Below are 16,093 nucleotides of genomic sequence, written 5' to 3'. Positions count from 1 at the left end.
AGGCTCCTTTGCACCGTCGCACAGCGCTCTCCGTCTCCGCCGCCCTCCTCGTGGCGGCCCCTTTGCTGTCCGCCTGCTCGGGTCAGCCCCGGCCCGGCACCGCGGCCGTCGTCGGCGGCGAACGCATCACGACCTCCGCGCTCCAGGCCCAGGTGAGCGACGTCCGCGCCGCCCAGAACGGCTCCGCGCGGCCCGCCGAGCTGATCGCGGGCACCCCGGGCCTGGAACGGGCCAAGCTCAGCGTGATGCTCCAGAGCAGAATCCTCGACCGGATGGCCGCCACCGCCGGGGTCACGGTCTCCACCAAGGAGATCGAGGAGGAGCACACGAAGTACGCCGAGGGCAACGGCGGGCCGGAGCGGTTCGGGGAACTCCTCCTGGAGAAGGCCGCCGTCACCCCCGGCCAGACCGACCGCTACCTGAGGGACCGGGTCCTCATCGCCAAGCTGACCACCCGGTACGGCAACGCCGGGCTCGCCGCCCCCGCCGCGGCCGCCGCGAAGGAACTGCGGATCGAGGTCAACCCGCGCTACGGGGCCTGGAACGCCCAGGAGATCAACCTCGGCGCAGCGAAGACCCCCTGGATCCTCCAGCGGACCCAGCCGGGACAGGAACCCCCCGCCGGGGTCTGAGCCGGGCGGGCGGAGGTAGGTTCGCCGGGTGACCGACCACGCATCCACCCCGCCCGCCCCGGCCGCCCCCGCACCCGCCGGGCCCACCGGCCGCATCGTCCTGCTGACCACCAGCCACCGGGTCGCCCCCGGTGTGCTGTCCTGGCCGGCCTGGCAGCTCCTGCACGCCGCGGACCGGGTGCTGTGCGCCGACCCGGGCCACCCGCAGCTCCCGTACCTGCGGGAGGCGGGTGTCACGGTCGCGCACGAGAGCCCGGACGCGCACGCGCTGGTCGAGGCGTGCGCGGGCGGGCGCACGGTCGTGGTGCTCCCGGACGGCGAGGGCGACCGGCGGCTCACCGACGGGCTGGCCCGCCTCGCCGGCTCCGGCCGGGTCGCCATGCCCGCCCTGGAGCTGCTGCCCGGCTCCTACGACCTGCCCGGCGCCCGCCTCCTCGACCTGGTCCAGGTCATGGACCGGGTCCGGCGCGAGTGCCCCTGGACCTCCCGCCAGACCCACCGCGACCTGGCCCCGTACGCGATCGAGGAGGCGTACGAGCTGGTCGAGGCCATCGAGGCCGTCGAGGACGTCGAGGACGGAAACCGGAGCGAGGCCCTGCGCGAGGAACTGGGCGACGTCCTGCTCCAGGTCGTCTTCCACGCCCGGATCGCCGAGGAGCGGGCGGACCCGGACGAGGCGTTCTCCGTCGACGACGTGGCCGCGACCCTGGTGGAGAAGCTGGTCCGCCGCCACCCGCACGTCTTCGGCGACGCCGAGGCGAGCACCCCGCAGGAGGTCAAGGCGCTCTGGCGGGAGGCCAAGGCGGCCGAGAAGCGGCGGGAGTCCGTCACCGACGGCGTCCCCCTCGCCCAGCCCGCCCTGGCGCTCGCCGCCCAGCTCGCCGGGCGGGTCCGTACGGGCGCGGTGGCCGTGGAACCGCCCCGCGGTGAGGGCGTCGGGTACGAGCTGCTGGCCCTGGCGGTCCGCGCCGAGGCGGCGGGCACCGATCCGGAGACGGCCCTGCGCGCCGCCGCCCGCGCCTACCGGGACACCATCCGCGCGGCCGAGGGCGTCGAAGCGTAGGGCGTGCGCGCCCCGGTGGGGCGGTTCAGGGGTCCAGGGGGGTGCGGGCCGCCGGGTTGTGCCAGTGCGGCGCGGGCCGGTCCAGGAACCATTCGGCGAAGCCGAGCGGGCGTCCGCCGTCCCCGTGGGCGGGGACGGCGTCGTGGAAGATCCGCCCCGGGAGCGCGCCCAGCGCCTCCAGGCGGTGGACGCTCTCCGCGACGAACGGGGCCGGTCCGCTGAGGTAGACGTCCTGGTCGGGCCAGCGGGCCCGGTGGCCCAGCGCCGTGACGAGCCGGTCGGTGGCCTCGTCGCGGTGGCGTCCGGGGGCGGGCGTGAGGTAGGTGACGGCGATCTTGCCCAGGGCGGTGGCGTACGCGTCGATGAACGGCCGGTCGTAGAGGTGCGCGGTGTCCCGGGCGACGACGAAGAGCCGCAGGTCCTGATCGGGAGGGTGCACGGCCAGCTCCTCCAGCAGGGCCTTCACGGGCGCCCAGCCGGTACCGGCGCAGATGAAGGTGACGGGGCGGTCGGCGCGGCGCAGGGTGAACCGTCCCCCGGCGGCGCCGAGCCGCAGCCGTTCGCCGGGGCGGACCTCGCGGACCAGGGCGGTGCTGAGCCGCCCGCCGGGTATGCGGCTGACGTGCACGTCGAGGGTGCCGTCGGGGCGGGGCGCGTTGGCGAGGGAGTACGTCCGCCAGGTCCGGGGGACCCGGGTGCTGCTCACGCTCGCGTACTGGCCGGGCAGGTAGGGGAAGGGCGTGTGCGGGCGCAGGGTCAGGACGCCGGTGTCCTGCCCGTACCGGAGGTGACGGACCACCTCGGCGTCCCACCACGGCGGGTCCGCGCCGTCGCCCGCGGCGGCCGTCATCGTGTCGGCGACCAGCTGGTACGCCTGGGACCAGGCTTTCTCGGCCTCCGCCGTCCAGGCGGTGCCGGAGGCCGCGGCGAGTGCGGCGAGGAGGCTGGGGCCGATGGCCGCGTAGTGGCCGGGGCGGGCCAGGAACTTGCGGTGGTCGCGGCCGAGGTCCTGGAGATAGGGGAGGAGGGAGTCGTTCTCCAGGTGGGTGATCACATGGGTGAGCGAGGCGAAGATCCGGTCCCGCTGGCGGGCCATCTCCCCGACGGAGACGGGGAAGAGCTCCCGGAGCTCGGGGTGGTGCCAGAAGAGGTGGGAGTAGAAGAAGGTGACGGCGTGCTCGGCCCGTCGCTCGACCACGGCGAAGCTGCTTCTCAAGATCTTCACGTCCACAGGACCGACAGTAGGAATGCCGGGGAAGCTCAGGTCAAGTGAAGGGGGATCTGCGGCCAGCCGCGGCGAAGGGGGTATATCGGGCGGCGGGCGCGGGCCGGGATACGGTCGTCGGGTGCATGAGCAGACCCCCGCAACCCCGGCCGGCCCCTCCGCCCCCCAGGACCCGCCCGCCCCGGCCGACACCGACATCCCGGCCGGTGCCCCGGACGGTGCTCCGGACGGGCAGGGCCCGTCCGTCCCGCAGTGCCCGGCGCTGTTCGACCGGGAGTTCGCCACCGACCCGTACCCGGCGTACGCCTGGCTGCGCGAGCACGCCCCGGTGCACCGCACCGAGCTCCCCAGCGGGGTCGAGGCCTGGCTGGTCACCCGGTACGCCGACGCCCGCCAGGCCCTCGCCGACCAGCGGCTCAGCAAGAACCCGGCGCACCACGAGGGGACCGCGCACGCCAAGGGGCGCACCGGCATCCCGGGGGAGCGCAAGGCGGAGCTGATGACGCACCTGCTCAACATCGACCCGCCGGACCACACCCGGCTGCGGCGGCTGGTGTCGAAGGCGTTCACCCCGCGCCGGGTCGCCGAGTTCGCCCCGCGCGTCCAGGAACTCACCGACCACCTCATCGACGCGTTCGTGGAGAAGGGGGAGGCGGACCTCATCCACGAGTTCGCCTTCCCGCTGCCCATCTACGCCATCTGCGAGATGCTCGGCGTACCGCGCGAGGACCAGGACGACTTCCGGGACTGGGCCGGGATGATGATCCGCCACGGCGGCGGGCCGCGCGGCGGAGTGGCCCGTTCCGTCAAGCGGATGCGGAACTACCTCGGGGAACTCATCCACCGCAAACGGGATGATCCGGGCAATGACCTCATCTCCGACCTGATCCGGGCGAGCGACCACGGCGACCACCTGACGGAGGCCGAGGCCACGGCGATGGCTTTCATCCTGCTGTTCGCGGGCTTCGAAACTACCGTAAATCTGGTAGGAAACGGGGCATACTCCCTCTTCTCGAATCCGGATCAGCGTGCGCTCCTCCAGGCCTCCCTGGCGGCCGGGGAGAGCGGCCTGCTGGAGACCGGCGTCGAGGAACTGCTCCGCTACGACGGCCCGGTGGAGCTCGCCACCTGGCGGTACGCGACCGAGCCGCTGACCCTCGGCGGGCAGGACATCCCGGCCGGGGACCCGGTCCTGGTGGTCCTGGCGGCGGCCGACCGCGACCCCGCGCGGTTCCCCGACCCGGACACCCTCGACCTCGCGCGCACCGACAACCAGCACCTCGGCTACGGGCACGGCATCCACTACTGCGTGGGCGCCCCGCTCGCCCGGCTGGAGGGGCAGGTCGCCCTCGCGACCCTGCTCAGACGCCTTCCCGACCTGGAACTGGCCGTGGACCCGGCCGACCTGCGCCGGCGCGGCGGGCTCATCATGCGGGGCCTGCGCACGCTCCCGGTGCGCTTCACGCCCGGCACCCGCTGACCCCCGCCCGATGCCCGGCCGCCCCGGGTCCGGCCGCCCGGGTCCGCCGGACCCGCGTCCCGCCGGAACTTGTGACAACCGTTCGAAGGCCGCTAGGTTCTGCCGTTACCCAGCCGTTATGCGAAAGGTGCACTCATGCGTTCCGGAAACGGCCGCCACAGACGCCCCCGCCAGGTCCCCGCGATGATGGTCACCGCCGGGGTCACCGGCTCCGCGCTCGCCCTGCCGCTCCTCGCCGCGGGCCAGGCGTCCGCCGCCCCCACCGCGACCTGGGACAAGGTCGCCGAATGCGAGAGCGGCGGCACCTGGAGCTCCAACTCCGGCAGCGGCGCGTACGGCGGGCTCCAGTTCACCGCGGAGCAGTGGCACGGCGCCGGCGGGCGCGACTTCGCCGAGCGCCCCGACCTCGCCAGCCGCTCCCAGCAGATAGCCGTCGCCGAACGGGTGCTGGCCGCGCAGGGGCCGCAGGTCTGGCAGGAGTGCGGGGCGCGGGCAGGGCTCAGCGCCCAGGGCCCCGCGGCGGACGTGGACCCGGGGCTGCCCGGCGGCTCCGGCCCCGTCGCCCCCAGCCCCACCCGGCCGGACCACGCCGTGCCCACCACCGGTTCCGGTACGCCGTCCACGGACTTCGGGGCCCCGACCCCGGGCGCCCAGTTCCCGGTCCCCGAGGGTCCCCTCGCGCCGGACAGCGGACTGCCCGTCATGCCCGAGCCGGACGCGCCGACGACCTCCCCCACGCTCCCGGGCGTCCCGGCCCCCTCCCCGGACCCCACCGCCCCGGGCCTGCCCGCGGACCCGACCGCACCGCCGGTGCCGGGCGGCTCCCTGGACCCCACCGCCCCCGCCACCCCGGGCACACCCACCACCCCGTCCGTCCCGGGCACCCCGTCCGTCCCCGCCGTCCCCGGCGCCCCGGCCGATGCCACGCTCCCGGCCGAGGGCAGCGGCAAGCACCGCGGCCCGGCGGCCGACGAGGCGCCCGGCGCCCCTGACGCCGCGTCGGGGCCCACGTACCAGGTGAAGGCGGGCGACAGCCTGACGGCCATCGCGGACGCCAGGGGGCTCAAGGGCGGCTGGAACGAGCTCTACGCGGCCAACGAGCAGGTCATCGGAGGGAACGCCGATCTGATCAAGCCCGGCCAAAATCTGGATCTAAACGGTAAATAACGGCACTTCGGACATCCGGAATCGGGTGAATGTCGGTTTTCCGTAAGTGAGACATGTGTCTCTTCCGGTCAACTGGTGTGTCCCGCCCCGGAGCTTCCGGAAACCCCGCCCTCACCTGCGCAAACGTCCTCACGGAGAGCGCAAGTAAGGGCTGTTTCTCCCCGATGGCGCTCGTTGAACATCGGGGAGAGACCTGTCTACCTTCTGAATCGCCCACCACCGTGGGCTCCTTCGACCGCATCGCCGAATCCTGCCGGCGGCCGGAGGTAACAGTCGTCGCGTCAAGCGCCGAAGGCAGGAGCGGGGGAACCAAGGTAGGCGCCGGGAACGGCCGTCGAGAGACGGTGGGGACCGGCTTGGGGTTAAGCAGCGCGCCAGTCGCGCGGCCGGGCAACTCATCCGCCCGAACCCGACAGCTCACCTCGAAGGCGTCGGTGAGGAGAAACTTCATGCTGCTTTCCGGCAAGGGCAAGCACCGCCGCGCCTCCAAGGCCACCCGCATCGTCACGCTCGCCGGTGTCGCCGGTGTCGCCGTCGCGGCCCCCCTGATGACCGCCACCACCGCCACCGCCGCCACCGCCTCCGAGTGGGACCGCGTCGCGCAGTGCGAGTCCGGCGGCAACTGGTCCATCAACACCCGCAACGGCTACTACGGCGGCCTGCAGTTCTCGTCCTCCACCTGGGCCGCCTTCGGTGGCAAGACCTACGCCGCGCAGGCCCACCAGGCGTCGAAGGCCCAGCAGATAGCCATCGCCGAGAAGGTCCTCAAGGGCCAGGGCAAGGGCGCCTGGCCGTCCTGTGGCGTGGGCCTGTCCAACTCCGCCTACACCGGTGGCGGCGCGCAGACCCCGGCTCCGGCCAAGCCGAAGACCGAGCAGAAGAAGACCGAGTCCAAGAAGACCGAGTCGAAGGCCGCGCCCAAGCAGGAGACCAAGCGCACCCCGGTCGCCGGCGCGAAGACCCCGGCCCCGGCCACCCCGAAGACCGCGCCGAAGACCGAGTCGCCCCGCACCGGCGTCGGCTCGTACGAGGTCCGCTCCGGCGACACCCTCGGCACCATCGCCCAGGCCAACGGCTTCACCGGCGGCTGGGAGAAGCTCTACGAGCTGAACAAGGACATCGTCGCGGACGCCGACCTGATCTTCCCGGGCCAGAAGCTCAAGCTCAGCTGACCCCCCTCGCGGCAGCCGCCGCGGGCGCGCACCCCCCTCCCGCGGTGACCGCCGCGGGAGCGGGCGCGCCCGCTCCCGGCAGCAGCCCCGGGCGTGTTCGCGCCCCGCAGAATTCCGCCGCCCGGCGCGTCACCGCACGCGCCGGGCGGCGGCGTTCGCGGCGGTCCCCGCACCCGGCGGCGGGCCCGGCGAGCACGGCCGTCGGGCACGGGTTCCACGGCGACGGATCAAGGGCCCTATGTCCTGGAAGAGGGGTATTCGGGCCCTTTTTCGTCCCAGGACCCGGGCAGTCGGCCGACCGAGTGCCCGGAGCCGGTTAGGCTCTAGGCGGCAAGGCCATCCCACGGCCTGACACGCCACCGCACACCCCGCGTCACATCCCAGAAGGAGATGCTCGTGCCGTCCATCGACGTCGTCGTAGCCCGGGAAATCCTGGACTCCCGAGGCAACCCCACGGTCGAGGTCGAGGTGGGCCTCGACGATGGCAGCACCGGCCGTGCTGCCGTTCCGTCCGGCGCCTCCACCGGTGCCTTCGAGGCCGTCGAGCTCCGTGACGGTGACCCCAACCGTTACATGGGCAAGGGTGTCGAGAAGGCCGTCCTCGCCGTCATCGAGCAGATCGGCCCGGAGCTCGTCGGCTACGACGCCACCGAGCAGCGCCTGATCGACCAGGCCATGGTCGACCTGGACGCCACCGACAACAAGGGCTCGCTCGGCGCCAACGCCATCCTCGGCGTCTCCCTCGCCGTCGCGCACGCCGCGTCCGAGGCCTCGGACCTCCCGCTCTTCCGCTACCTCGGCGGCCCGAACGCGCACCTGCTGCCCGTTCCGATGATGAACATCCTCAACGGTGGGTCGCACGCCGACTCCAACGTGGACATCCAGGAGTTCATGATCGCCCCGATCGGCGCGGAGTCCTTCTCCGAGGCGCTGCGCTGGGGTGCCGAGGTCTACCACACCCTCAAGTCCGTCCTGAAGCGCAAGGGCCTGTCCACCGGCCTCGGCGACGAGGGCGGCTTCGCCCCGAACCTGGACTCCAACCGTGCCGCCCTGGACCTCATCCTTGAGGCCGTCAAGGAAGCCGGTTACGCCCCGGGCAAGGACATCGCGCTCGCGCTCGACGTCGCCGCGTCCGAGTTCTACAAGGACGGCAAGTACGAGTTCGAGGGCCAGTCCCGCTCGGCCGCCGAGATGACCGAGTACTACGAGGAGCTCGTCTCCGCGTACCCGATGGTCTCCATCGAGGACCCGCTGTACGAGGACGACTGGGCGGGCTGGAAGATCCTCACCGACAAGCTGGGCTCCAAGGTCCAGATCGTCGGCGACGACCTCTTCGTCACCAACCCGGAGCGCCTGGCCCGTGGCATCGAGGAGGGCTCGGCCAACGCCCTGCTCGTCAAGGTGAACCAGATCGGTTCGCTGACCGAGACCCTCGACGCCGTCGAGATGGCCCAGCGCAACGGCTTCAAGTGCATGATGTCGCACCGCTCCGGCGAGACCGAGGACGTCACCATCGCCGACCTCGCGGTCGCCGTGAACTGCGGCCAGATCAAGACCGGCGCCCCGGCCCGCTCGGACCGCGTCGCCAAGTACAACCAGCTGCTGCGCATCGAGGAGATCCTCGACGACGCCGCCGTGTACGCGGGCCGCTCGGCCTTCCCCCGCTTCAAGGGCTGAACCGCGCCTCAACGGTCCACGCCTCCGTACGTCCCCGCACTCGGTCCCGTACCGTGTGCGGGGACGTATTGCGTAGTGCGCGCAACACGTACACAGCACGCACATACACGGCACGCACGTCCACGGCACACACGCACACGACCGCGTGCACGCGCACACAGGGGAGGCGGGACCAATGGCCGGGAACCGGGACCGGTTCTCCACCTTCTCCACGGCGACCAGGCTCAGGCAGCTCGGCGAGCGGACCGCCGCCCACGTCTACCGCTCCCAGTCGCGCCGCCAGATCCGCCGCAGCCGGCTCACCGGCCGCGCCGCCCTGCTGGTCCTCGTCCTCTGTACCCTGGTCGTGGCCCTCGCGTACCCGATGCGCCAGTACGTCTCCCAGCGCTCGGAGATCGCGGAGCAGCAGCAGGCCGCCGCCGCCGCGCAAGGCCGCCTGGAGCGGCTGCGCGACGAGAAGGCCCGCTGGCAGGACAACGCCTACGCGGAGCAGCAGGCGCGCAGGCACCTGCACTTCCTGCGCCCGGGGGAGATCGGCTACATCATGACCGATCCCGACCCCGGGGCCGGGGCCACCGAGCGCCCCCGCGGCGGACGCACCGGCAGCGACCGCCCGTGGTACTCGAACGTGTGGGACGGCGTCGACAAGGCCGACCGCCCCGGCGGCTGACCCCGTAGACCTGTCCGCCCGTCCCGCCCGTCCCGCCCGTCCCGCCCGTCCCGCCCCGTCCGTCCACCCATCCGTCCATCCGTCATAGCACCGCGAACGAAGAGACTTCCTCCAGGCATGCAGACTCCCCCGCCCCAGACCGACCGGACCGAGCCGACCGACGCGGACATCGAAGCGTTCGAGCAGCAGCTCGGCCGCCCGCCGCGCGGGCTGCGCGCCATCGCGCACCGCTGCCCCTGCGGCCAGCCGGACGTGGTGGAGACCGCCCCCCGGCTCCCCGACGGCACCCCCTTCCCGACGCTGTACTACCTGACCTGCCCGCGTGCCGCCGGTGCCATCGGCACGCTGGAGGCCAACGGCGTGATGAAGGAGATGCAGGCCCGGCTCGCCGAGGACCCCGAGCTGGCCGCCGCCTACCGCGCCGCGCACGAGGACTACATCGGCCGCCGCGACGCCATCGAGGTGCTCCAGGGCTTCCCGAGCGCCGGCGGGATGCCGGACCGGGTGAAGTGCCTGCACGTGCTGGTGGGCCACTCGCTCGCCGCCGGACCCGGGGTCAACCCCTTCGGCGACGAGGCGCTGGCGATGCTCCCCGAGTGGTGGGCCAAGGGCGCCTGCGTCACCCCGTGCGCGCAGCGCGCGCAGGAGGAGCCGACGGAGGGTTCGAACGAGGAGCCGGCGGAGGGGCGGGCGTGAGGCGGGTCGCGGCGATCGACTGCGGGACGAACTCCATCCGCCTGCTGGTCGCCGACTGCGACCCGGGTACGGGCCAGCTCGTCGAGCTGGACCGGCGGATGACCATCGTCCGCCTGGGCCAGGGCGTGGACCGCACCGGCCGCCTCGCCCCCGAGGCGCTGGAGCGGACCTTCGCGGCCTGCCGCGCGTACGCGGCGGTCATCGAGGAGCTGGGCGCCGAGCGGGTGCGTTTCGTGGCGACCTCGGCCTCCCGGGACGCGGAGAACCGCGACGAGTTCGTCCGGGGCGTGCTGGACATCCTGGGCGTCGAGCCCGAGGTGATCTCCGGTGACCAGGAGGCGGAGTTCTCCTTCACCGGCGCCACCAAGGAACTCACCGGCCGCACCGACCTGACCCGGCCCTACCTGGTCGTGGACATCGGCGGCGGCTCGACCGAACTCGTCGTCGGCGACGACCGGGTCCGCGCCGCCCGCTCCGTGGACGTGGGCTGCGTCCGGATGACCGAACGCCACCTGACGGTGGACGGCAAGGTCACCGACCCGCCGACGCGGGCGCAGACCGACGCCGTCCGGGCGGACATCGAGGCGGCGCTCGACCTCGCCGCCGAGACGGTCCCGCTGGCCGAGGCCCGCACCCTGGTGGGCCTGGCGGGCTCGGTGACCACGGTCGCCGCGATCGCGCTGGGGCTGGCCGCGTACGACTCCGAGGCCATCCACCACTCCCGGATCTCCTACGCGCAGGTCCGCGAGATCACCGAACGCATGCTGGCGGCGACCCACGCCGAACGCGCGGCGATCCCGGTGATGCACCCCGGCCGCGTGGACGTGATCGGCGCGGGCGCGCTGGTCCTGCTGGCCGTCATGGAACGCACCGGCGCCGAGGAGGTCGTCGTCTCGGAACACGACATCCTCGACGGCATCGCCTGGTCGGCCGCCGCCTGAGACGACCTGACGGACTGCTCCTGTGACGGTGCCCCCGGCGAACCCGCCAGGGGCACCGTCATGTCACTGTGGGCGCGGTGAGGGCGTCACGGTCCGGTCCTGGCCTGGACGATCAGTGTGCCGAGGTGTTCGGGGTCGGGCGCTTCGACGACGCGGGCCTCGACGCCCAGGAATCCGTAGTTCATGAGGATGCCCCGCCACATCTCCTCGGAATATGCCCACCGCCGCACGGGGAGGATCTTGCCGTTGAAGCCGTTGCCGTACATCCCCTGGGGGCCGTAACAGCCCTCGACAGCCGGTGCTTGTGAGAAGACCAGGACCCCTCGCGCACTGAGCCGCTGCCGGATGGCAGGGAGAAGCCGACGCGGGTCCGTGAACCAGAAGGCGCCCCACACGGAATAGATCGCATCGAACGTCTTGTCGGTCTCCGTGAGGTAGTCCACGGCCTCGCGGAGCAGGAAGCGGGCCCCCTCCACCCCGCTCCATCGTTCCTGGGCGTACTGGATCTGCCGTGGAGAGAGATCGAGGCCGGTGGCTTCGATGCCTTTGCGCGCGAGGTAGGCCACCTCGTCACCGCTCCCGCACCCCAGCTCCAACGCGGTGTCGGGCTGGCAGAGCAGTTCCTCGCCCGGCCCGTGACGGTCGTACTGTGTCCAACCGAATCCCTTGTCGACCGAGTCCTCGACCGACCCGATCTTGGTGACCGCTCCGGACGCGTAGCGGTCCCAGTAGTTTTCGACGCTCATGCAGCAGATCCCTCGCCGGCTCGTGACTGAGCGATCCGTACCGTCTGGCTCCGACGGCCTTCACGCTACTCACGCACCGGCATGATCGTCGCGAGTCCCCCACGCTTCCCCCCCCCACGGGGTCCGACGGCCCCCCGGAAGGGTGCCGTCGGCTCTTCAAGCGGTGGTGCTAGTGGCAGTTCGTGCCCTGTGCGCAGGGGGAGCACTTCGCGGAGTCCCGCTCCCACAGAGGCCAGTCGACCTCGAACCCGTGCTGCGCGACGACCTCGGCCGTCCGCATCACGGTGCCGTCGGCCTTGCGGTCGATCTCGGGGATGTGGTGGAGGAACGTGCCGCTGTTGTAGGTGTCGCAGAACGCGGCGTAGTTCGCCGTGTCCAGGATGAGCGCGTGTACGGCCACGTCGACCAACTCGCCACACCCGAGCCGAAGACCTTCGCCGAGAGTCTCCATGGCGGTGATCAGGTAGGCGACGGCCTGGCCGAGCAGACGGCCGGCCATCACGGAATCCATGAGGTGGTCACGGGTGAGGAGCTTGATCTCCCTCTCCCACACCTCCTCGCCCAGCAGTTTCCTCGGATCACGGACTGCTGCTGTACCCATGGGGCACCTCCCGCTCGAACGGATCTTGCGGAACCCTCCCCGCTCGTCGGATGCGGTTCTGTCGGAGCCGACGGCGAGCGGGGAGGGGCGTGCGGGGGACCGCGTGCGTTGCCCAGCGGCCCCTGGGAGGACCGTAAGGCGCCGACCCGCCAACCCTCCACAACATTGCGCGAGTTTGCGGCAGGGCGGTTGACTGGGGGGAACAGCTCGTCGACGATCGGCTCGTTATGCAAACCCACGCAAGGCAGCGGACGGGAGAGCGGCCATGAAACTACGGTTCCTTGGTAAGAACTCCACCCCCGGAGACAGCCCCACCCTGTACGCCAGCGACCAGGACACCTATGTGATCCAGGGCTGGAAGGTCTACGCGCGGGACCTGTTGATGCGGCTCGACATACCGTCAGGACACACGGTGGTCGAGGTTCCGACCGAGCTGTTCGAGCACTTGACGAAGGACGGTCTGCCCTCGGGCGGGATCAAGAGGTTCGAGGCCCCGATCATGCTGGTGACCGAACAGGGCACCTGTGTCGTCCTGGGCCCGGAGATGCGCGATGCCGAGGCACTGAGCCAGATGCGCATGCCCGACTACGAGACCTGCGTCGAGGTACCCACGGCCTTGATCAAGGCCCTACTGGAGGGGAATCGTGGAGCTGATCACCAGCGCCGAGCGTGACGGGCTGTTCGAGCGCTTCGAGAGGGACGCGTTCCACCTGGAACTTCGGGACGACTACGGTTCGCCCGTCGAGGACACACCGTACGCGCGCTGGCAGCGTGGCGAGCCGGATGACTTCGCCTGGCTCGATCCGTGGATGACGCTCATGAAGCGCGTCAGGAGTGAGGGGAGAACGGTCCGCCGCGTGCGCGTCGTGACCGAGCCCCACAGCCAGTACGTCGGATGGGAGCACTCACTCACCTCTTTGAACGTAGCGGCCGGTGAAGACATCCGATGGCTGCCGCGCCACCGGCTTCCGGCCGGCCTCACGTTCCCTTCGGGCGGGAACGACTGGTGGCTCTACGACGACCGCCTGCTCGCGGTCGGGCACTTCGACGCGGCCGGGCGCGTACTCGGTTCGCAGGTGGTCGAAGATCCGCAGACCGTCGCCGAGTGCGTCCTGGTACGGGACCGGCTCTGGGGCCTCGCGGTACCTCACGCCGAGTACAGGCCCTGACCCGTCCGTGAGCAACCGCGCACAAGAGGCCCGGGAGGCGCTGGGCGCCCGGCTGCGAGGATTCCGTAAGGACGCGGGGTTCCCGAGCGGCCGGGCGTTCGCCGCCGTCACCGGGTGGCAGGAATCCAAGGTTTCCCGGATCGAGAACGGCAAGCAGAACGCCGGTGAGGACGACATCAGGGCCTGGTGCCGGCACACCGGAACCGACGATCAGGTCGATGACCTGATCGCCACGATCCGCCACATCGAAGAACTCTGGCTCGAATGGAGGCGCCAGCTCCACGCCGGCGCCGAGCCCAGGCAGCGCAGAGCCCTGCCGGTCTATGCGAGGACCCGTGTGTTCCGGATCTGGCATCCCACCCTCGTGTGGGGAACCATCCAGACCGCCGAGTATGCGGCTGAGACGTTCCGGCAGGTGATCGACTTCTACGGCATCCCGGACGACACGGATGCCGCCGTGGCCAGACGTATGGAGCGGCAGCGGTACCTCTACGAGGGCGACCGGGTCTTCAATGTGCTGCTTGCCGAGCAAGCGCTCTACACCAACTTCGGTGGCCCCGAGGTGATGAGAGGCCAGCTCGACCGCCTGCTCGCTGTCATGCCGCTGCACCGGCTGAGCCTGGGGTTCGTGCCGAAGTCCGCGCCCTTGCACATCTGGCCCGGCAACTCCTTCTCGATGTTCGACGACAAGCTCGTCCTGGTGGAGACGTACTCCGCAGAGTTCTCGGTCACGCAACCGCAGGAGATCGCTCTGTACGCGCGAGCGTTCGACCTGCTCAAACGCTCGGCCGTGTACGGAGCCCCGGCGCGCACGCTGATCACACGGGCCCTCGGAAGTCTCGACGGCTGAACGGTCGCTGATCGTCGCGGGACGCCGGTTCGGCCACCGTGAACGCGGACGTGAGGGTTGTCCAGGCGAACCGGCCGGGGCGCCGTCACGTCCCGGCGGCCCGGTGGTCGTGAGTTCAGCCGGCCGCCGCCCAGTGGAGTTCGGCCCAGACGGACTTGCCCATCGGCAGCTCGTCGACGCCCCACGTGTGAGCGAGCGCCTCGACGATCAACAGCCCCCGCCCCCGCTGCCGTTCCTCACTCCCCGCCTTGAGGCGAGGCCGCCTCCGCGAGGGATCGTGCACCTCGACACGAACCCGCCCGGGTCCGGCATCGAGCACGACCCGCACGAAGTCCCCGGGCTCGGTCCCGTAGCGGTACGCGTTGGTGACCAGTTCCGAGACGACGAGCTGTATGTCGTACATCCGTTCCTTGGGGACGTCCGGTATGTGATGGGTGACGAAGTCGCGGACGTACGTGCGAGCAAGCTGTGCGGATTCGGGCGCGTCGGTAAGCGTGAGCTGGGACGGCAGGTCGGTCGATGGGCTACCGGACGGCTTCCTTCTGGCCGGAGGCATGATCGCCATGCGATTCCCTTCCAGTGCATGCCTGAGAAGCGCGAAGCATGGTCATGCCAGCGCGATCAGTGCGTCTTGTCGTCACTGAATGCTGCTCCTCGGTGGCAGCAGGCAGCAATGCCCCGCACGGGTGAATGCAAAATTGCACGTACTTGAGTGATCGTCGGTGTGGGTGTCGGCTTTACGTGACACTCGATGTGCGGGCACGGCAGACTGTCGGCCGGGACAGTGGATCAGGGAGGGGAACCGGTGAGCGCTCCTACGGTGCGCCGACGCAGGCTCGGCGGGAAGCTTCGCGACCTGCGCGGGTCACTCACCCTCGACGAGGTCGCCGACAAGTCCGGCGGGAAGTTCGGCACGCACAAGCTGTCCCGCCTGGAGACCGCGAAGGTCGCTGCCAAGCCACAAGACATCGCGGAACTGCTCGATCTGTACGCCGCGCTCGGCAGGGACGTGGACGACGAACTGCGCACGGCGCTCCTGACCCTGACCAAGGAGGGCGGGCAACGCGGCTGGTGGCACTCGTACCGAGGGGTGCTGACCCCGGTTTACGAGGATCTGATCTCACTCGAAGCGGAAGCAACCTCCATCACCACCTGGCAGGTTGGTGCGATTCCCGGCCTGCTCCACACGGCGGAGTACGCGCGGGAGATCATCAGGGCGACCGCCATGTCCGAGGCAGTGGAGGCCAAGGTCGATGCCCTCGTCGAAGTCCGCCTTGCCCGACAGGCGATCCTCACCCGTGAGGAGCCGCTGGCACTTTGGGCCGTCATCGCCGAAGCCGCACTGCGGACCCGGACCGAGGACCCGAACATCATGCACGAGCAGCTCGGCCGGTTGCTGGCGCTGGGTAAGCGTCCGAACGTCAACATCCAGGTGCTGCCCTCCGACACTCCTCCCCACGTCGGACAGCTTGGCAGCTTCTCCATCCTGGGCTTCGACGACCACGCGGACCTCGATGTCGTGCACACGGAGTCGCTGACGGCCGCCCTGTACATCGAGGGGAACGAGCAGGTCGTGACGTACCGGGACGCCGCGCAGCGGCTCACCTCCGCCGCCACCTCGGTCCAGAAGTCGGCGAAAATGATCAACGAGATAAGGAACGCCCTATGAAGCACATTGACGACGCCTCCACCCTCCCTGTGTCCTGGTGGAAGTCGTCGCGAAGTGACACCGGCGCGCAGTGTGTCGAGTGCGGGATCGTCGATGCCGGGGCGCGGGTCGTCGCGGTGCGGGACAGTAAGGAGCCGACTGGGCCTGCGCTGTTGGTTTCGTACGCGGCGTTCGGCGGGCTGGTCGCGGGGATCAAGGGCGGGGCGCTGTAGCGGACCTGGGCGTGGGGGGGGGGGGGGCGCCCCCCCCGCCCGGCCCCCCCCCCCCCCCGCGCGGGGGGGGGGGGGGGGGGGGGGGGGGGGGGGGGGGGCGGCGCCCGGGGGGGGCGGCGCGCG

The 16,093-nt window shown here is 71.3% G+C and carries 18 protein-coding genes and 1 riboswitch; of the genes, 14 read left to right on the top strand and 4 right to left on the bottom strand.

From position 1 onward, the window contains the following. Positions 1 to 8 precede the first annotated feature (8 nt). Positions 9 to 632 carry a SurA N-terminal domain-containing protein gene (locus tag ACIA5F_RS25070; protein WP_399356615.1) on the top strand — a complete coding sequence of 208 codons (624 nt, stop codon included), beginning with the start codon at positions 9 to 11 and terminating at the stop codon, positions 630 to 632. A gap of 28 nt (positions 633 to 660) precedes the next feature. Continuing rightward, positions 661 to 1,695 carry a nucleoside triphosphate pyrophosphohydrolase gene (locus ACIA5F_RS25065; protein WP_399356613.1) on the top strand — a complete coding sequence of 345 codons (1,035 nt, stop codon included), beginning with the start codon at positions 661 to 663 and terminating at the stop codon, positions 1,693 to 1,695. A 25-nt stretch (positions 1,696 to 1,720) separates the two neighbouring features. On the opposite strand, the gene ACIA5F_RS25060 is transcribed toward ACIA5F_RS25065, so the two are convergent. After that, positions 1,721 to 2,920, bottom strand: coding sequence for a globin domain-containing protein (locus tag ACIA5F_RS25060; protein WP_399356611.1), 1,200 nt, complete (start codon positions 2,918 to 2,920; stop codon positions 1,721 to 1,723). Positions 2,921 to 3,116: 196 nt separating this feature from the next. On the opposite strand from ACIA5F_RS25060, the gene ACIA5F_RS25055 reads away from it, so the two are divergent. The 7 genes from ACIA5F_RS25055 to ACIA5F_RS25025 all read left to right on the top strand — a co-directional run bounded on the left by ACIA5F_RS25055 (position 3,117) and on the right by ACIA5F_RS25025 (position 10,723). Beyond that, positions 3,117 to 4,400 carry a cytochrome P450 gene (locus tag ACIA5F_RS25055; RefSeq protein ID WP_399356711.1) on the top strand — a complete coding sequence of 428 codons (1,284 nt, stop codon included), beginning with the start codon at positions 3,117 to 3,119 and terminating at the stop codon, positions 4,398 to 4,400. Between the two features lie 135 nt (positions 4,401 to 4,535). Next, positions 4,536 to 5,567, top strand: a complete 1,032-nt coding sequence (locus ACIA5F_RS25050) for a transglycosylase family protein (RefSeq protein WP_399356609.1) — start codon at positions 4,536 to 4,538, stop codon at positions 5,565 to 5,567. Between the two features lie 276 nt (positions 5,568 to 5,843). Further along, a riboswitch (cyclic di-AMP (ydaO/yuaA leader) is annotated at positions 5,844 to 6,013 on the top strand. A 3-nt stretch (positions 6,014 to 6,016) separates the two neighbouring features. After that, positions 6,017 to 6,739: a transglycosylase family protein gene (locus tag ACIA5F_RS25045; protein WP_399356607.1), complete on the top strand. Its 723-nt coding sequence runs from the start codon at positions 6,017 to 6,019 to the stop codon at positions 6,737 to 6,739. A gap of 390 nt (positions 6,740 to 7,129) precedes the next feature. Then, positions 7,130 to 8,416 (top strand): phosphopyruvate hydratase, encoded by a 1,287-nt coding sequence (gene eno / locus ACIA5F_RS25040; RefSeq protein ID WP_399356605.1) that lies wholly within the window; start codon positions 7,130 to 7,132, stop codon positions 8,414 to 8,416. Between the two features lie 175 nt (positions 8,417 to 8,591). Further along, positions 8,592 to 9,086: a septum formation initiator family protein gene (locus tag ACIA5F_RS25035; protein WP_399356603.1), complete on the top strand. Its 495-nt coding sequence runs from the start codon at positions 8,592 to 8,594 to the stop codon at positions 9,084 to 9,086. Positions 9,087 to 9,203: 117 nt separating this feature from the next. Beyond that, positions 9,204 to 9,782 carry a DUF501 domain-containing protein gene (locus ACIA5F_RS25030; protein WP_399356601.1) on the top strand — a complete coding sequence of 193 codons (579 nt, stop codon included), beginning with the start codon at positions 9,204 to 9,206 and terminating at the stop codon, positions 9,780 to 9,782. Next, positions 9,779 to 10,723, top strand: a complete 945-nt coding sequence (locus ACIA5F_RS25025; RefSeq protein WP_399356599.1) for an exopolyphosphatase — start codon at positions 9,779 to 9,781, stop codon at positions 10,721 to 10,723. Before ACIA5F_RS25030 ends, ACIA5F_RS25025 begins: the two co-directional genes overlap by 4 nt. 86 nt (positions 10,724 to 10,809) lie before the next feature. On the opposite strand, the gene ACIA5F_RS25020 is transcribed toward ACIA5F_RS25025, so the two are convergent. Both ACIA5F_RS25020 and ACIA5F_RS25015 read right to left on the bottom strand, forming a co-directional pair. After that, the gene (locus ACIA5F_RS25020; RefSeq protein WP_399356597.1) at positions 10,810 to 11,469 is read right to left on the bottom strand and encodes a class I SAM-dependent methyltransferase; all 660 of its coding nucleotides are present in this window, start codon (positions 11,467 to 11,469) and stop codon (positions 10,810 to 10,812) included. A 169-nt stretch (positions 11,470 to 11,638) separates the two neighbouring features. Then, positions 11,639 to 12,070 carry a hypothetical protein gene (locus tag ACIA5F_RS25015; RefSeq protein WP_399356596.1) on the bottom strand — a complete coding sequence of 144 codons (432 nt, stop codon included), beginning with the start codon at positions 12,068 to 12,070 and terminating at the stop codon, positions 11,639 to 11,641. Positions 12,071 to 12,335: 265 nt separating this feature from the next. On the opposite strand from ACIA5F_RS25015, the gene ACIA5F_RS25010 reads away from it, so the two are divergent. From ACIA5F_RS25010 to ACIA5F_RS25000, 3 genes are read left to right on the top strand one after another with little or no spacing between them, the layout of a single operon-like run. Further along, positions 12,336 to 12,743: a hypothetical protein gene (locus ACIA5F_RS25010; RefSeq protein ID WP_399356594.1), complete on the top strand. Its 408-nt coding sequence runs from the start codon at positions 12,336 to 12,338 to the stop codon at positions 12,741 to 12,743. Continuing rightward, a complete protein-coding gene (locus ACIA5F_RS25005; RefSeq protein WP_399356592.1) occupies positions 12,715 to 13,239 on the top strand; it encodes a DUF6879 family protein in 525 nt (174 codons plus the stop codon). Before ACIA5F_RS25010 ends, ACIA5F_RS25005 begins: the two co-directional genes overlap by 29 nt. Positions 13,240 to 13,246: 7 nt before the next feature. Then, the gene (locus ACIA5F_RS25000; RefSeq protein ID WP_399356590.1) at positions 13,247 to 14,089 is read left to right on the top strand and encodes a helix-turn-helix domain-containing protein; all 843 of its coding nucleotides are present in this window, start codon (positions 13,247 to 13,249) and stop codon (positions 14,087 to 14,089) included. Between the two features lie 115 nt (positions 14,090 to 14,204). Here the strand turns inward: ACIA5F_RS25000 and ACIA5F_RS24995 are convergent, their stop codons facing one another. Continuing rightward, positions 14,205 to 14,645, bottom strand: a complete 441-nt coding sequence (locus tag ACIA5F_RS24995; protein ID WP_399356709.1) for an ATP-binding protein — start codon at positions 14,643 to 14,645, stop codon at positions 14,205 to 14,207. Positions 14,646 to 14,894: 249 nt separating this feature from the next. On the opposite strand from ACIA5F_RS24995, the gene ACIA5F_RS24990 reads away from it, so the two are divergent. After that, entirely contained in the window at positions 14,895 to 15,758 is an 864-nt protein-coding gene (locus ACIA5F_RS24990) for a DUF5753 domain-containing protein (RefSeq protein WP_399356588.1), read from the top strand. Beyond that, the gene (locus ACIA5F_RS24985) at positions 15,755 to 15,970 is read left to right on the top strand and encodes a DUF397 domain-containing protein (protein ID WP_399356586.1); all 216 of its coding nucleotides are present in this window, start codon (positions 15,755 to 15,757) and stop codon (positions 15,968 to 15,970) included. Before ACIA5F_RS24990 ends, ACIA5F_RS24985 begins: the two co-directional genes overlap by 4 nt. Positions 15,971 to 16,093 lie beyond the last annotated feature (123 nt).

Source organism: Streptomyces sp. NPDC051567 (genome assembly GCF_044454165.1).
Taxonomy (GTDB): Bacteria; Actinomycetota; Actinomycetes; order Streptomycetales; family Streptomycetaceae; genus Streptomyces.
The sequence above is the reverse complement of the archived record's forward strand: the minus strand, read 5'-3'. Positions and strand labels throughout refer to the sequence as shown.

What these genes read in the sequence shown, in the direction of transcription:
- ACIA5F_RS25050 (WP_399356609.1), top strand. Translation starts at nt 4,536, where the DNA reads ATGCGTTCCGGAAACGGCCGCCACAGACGCCCCCGCCAGGTCCCCGCG.
- ACIA5F_RS25045 (WP_399356607.1), top strand. Translation starts at nt 6,017, where the DNA reads ATGCTGCTTTCCGGCAAGGGCAAGCACCGCCGCGCCTCCAAGGCCACC.
- eno (WP_399356605.1), top strand. Translation starts at nt 7,130, where the DNA reads ATGCTCGTGCCGTCCATCGACGTCGTCGTAGCCCGGGAAATCCTGGAC.
- ACIA5F_RS25035 (WP_399356603.1), top strand. Translation starts at nt 8,592, where the DNA reads ATGGCCGGGAACCGGGACCGGTTCTCCACCTTCTCCACGGCGACCAGG.
- ACIA5F_RS25030 (WP_399356601.1), top strand. Translation starts at nt 9,204, where the DNA reads ATGCAGACTCCCCCGCCCCAGACCGACCGGACCGAGCCGACCGACGCG.
- ACIA5F_RS25020 (WP_399356597.1), bottom strand. Translation starts at nt 11,469, where the DNA reads ATGAGCGTCGAAAACTACTGGGACCGCTACGCGTCCGGAGCGGTCACC.
- ACIA5F_RS25015 (WP_399356596.1), bottom strand. Translation starts at nt 12,070, where the DNA reads ATGGGTACAGCAGCAGTCCGTGATCCGAGGAAACTGCTGGGCGAGGAG.
- ACIA5F_RS25010 (WP_399356594.1), top strand. Translation starts at nt 12,336, where the DNA reads ATGAAACTACGGTTCCTTGGTAAGAACTCCACCCCCGGAGACAGCCCC.
- ACIA5F_RS24995 (WP_399356709.1), bottom strand. Translation starts at nt 14,645, where the DNA reads ATGCCTCCGGCCAGAAGGAAGCCGTCCGGTAGCCCATCGACCGACCTG.
- ACIA5F_RS24985 (WP_399356586.1), top strand. Translation starts at nt 15,755, where the DNA reads ATGAAGCACATTGACGACGCCTCCACCCTCCCTGTGTCCTGGTGGAAG.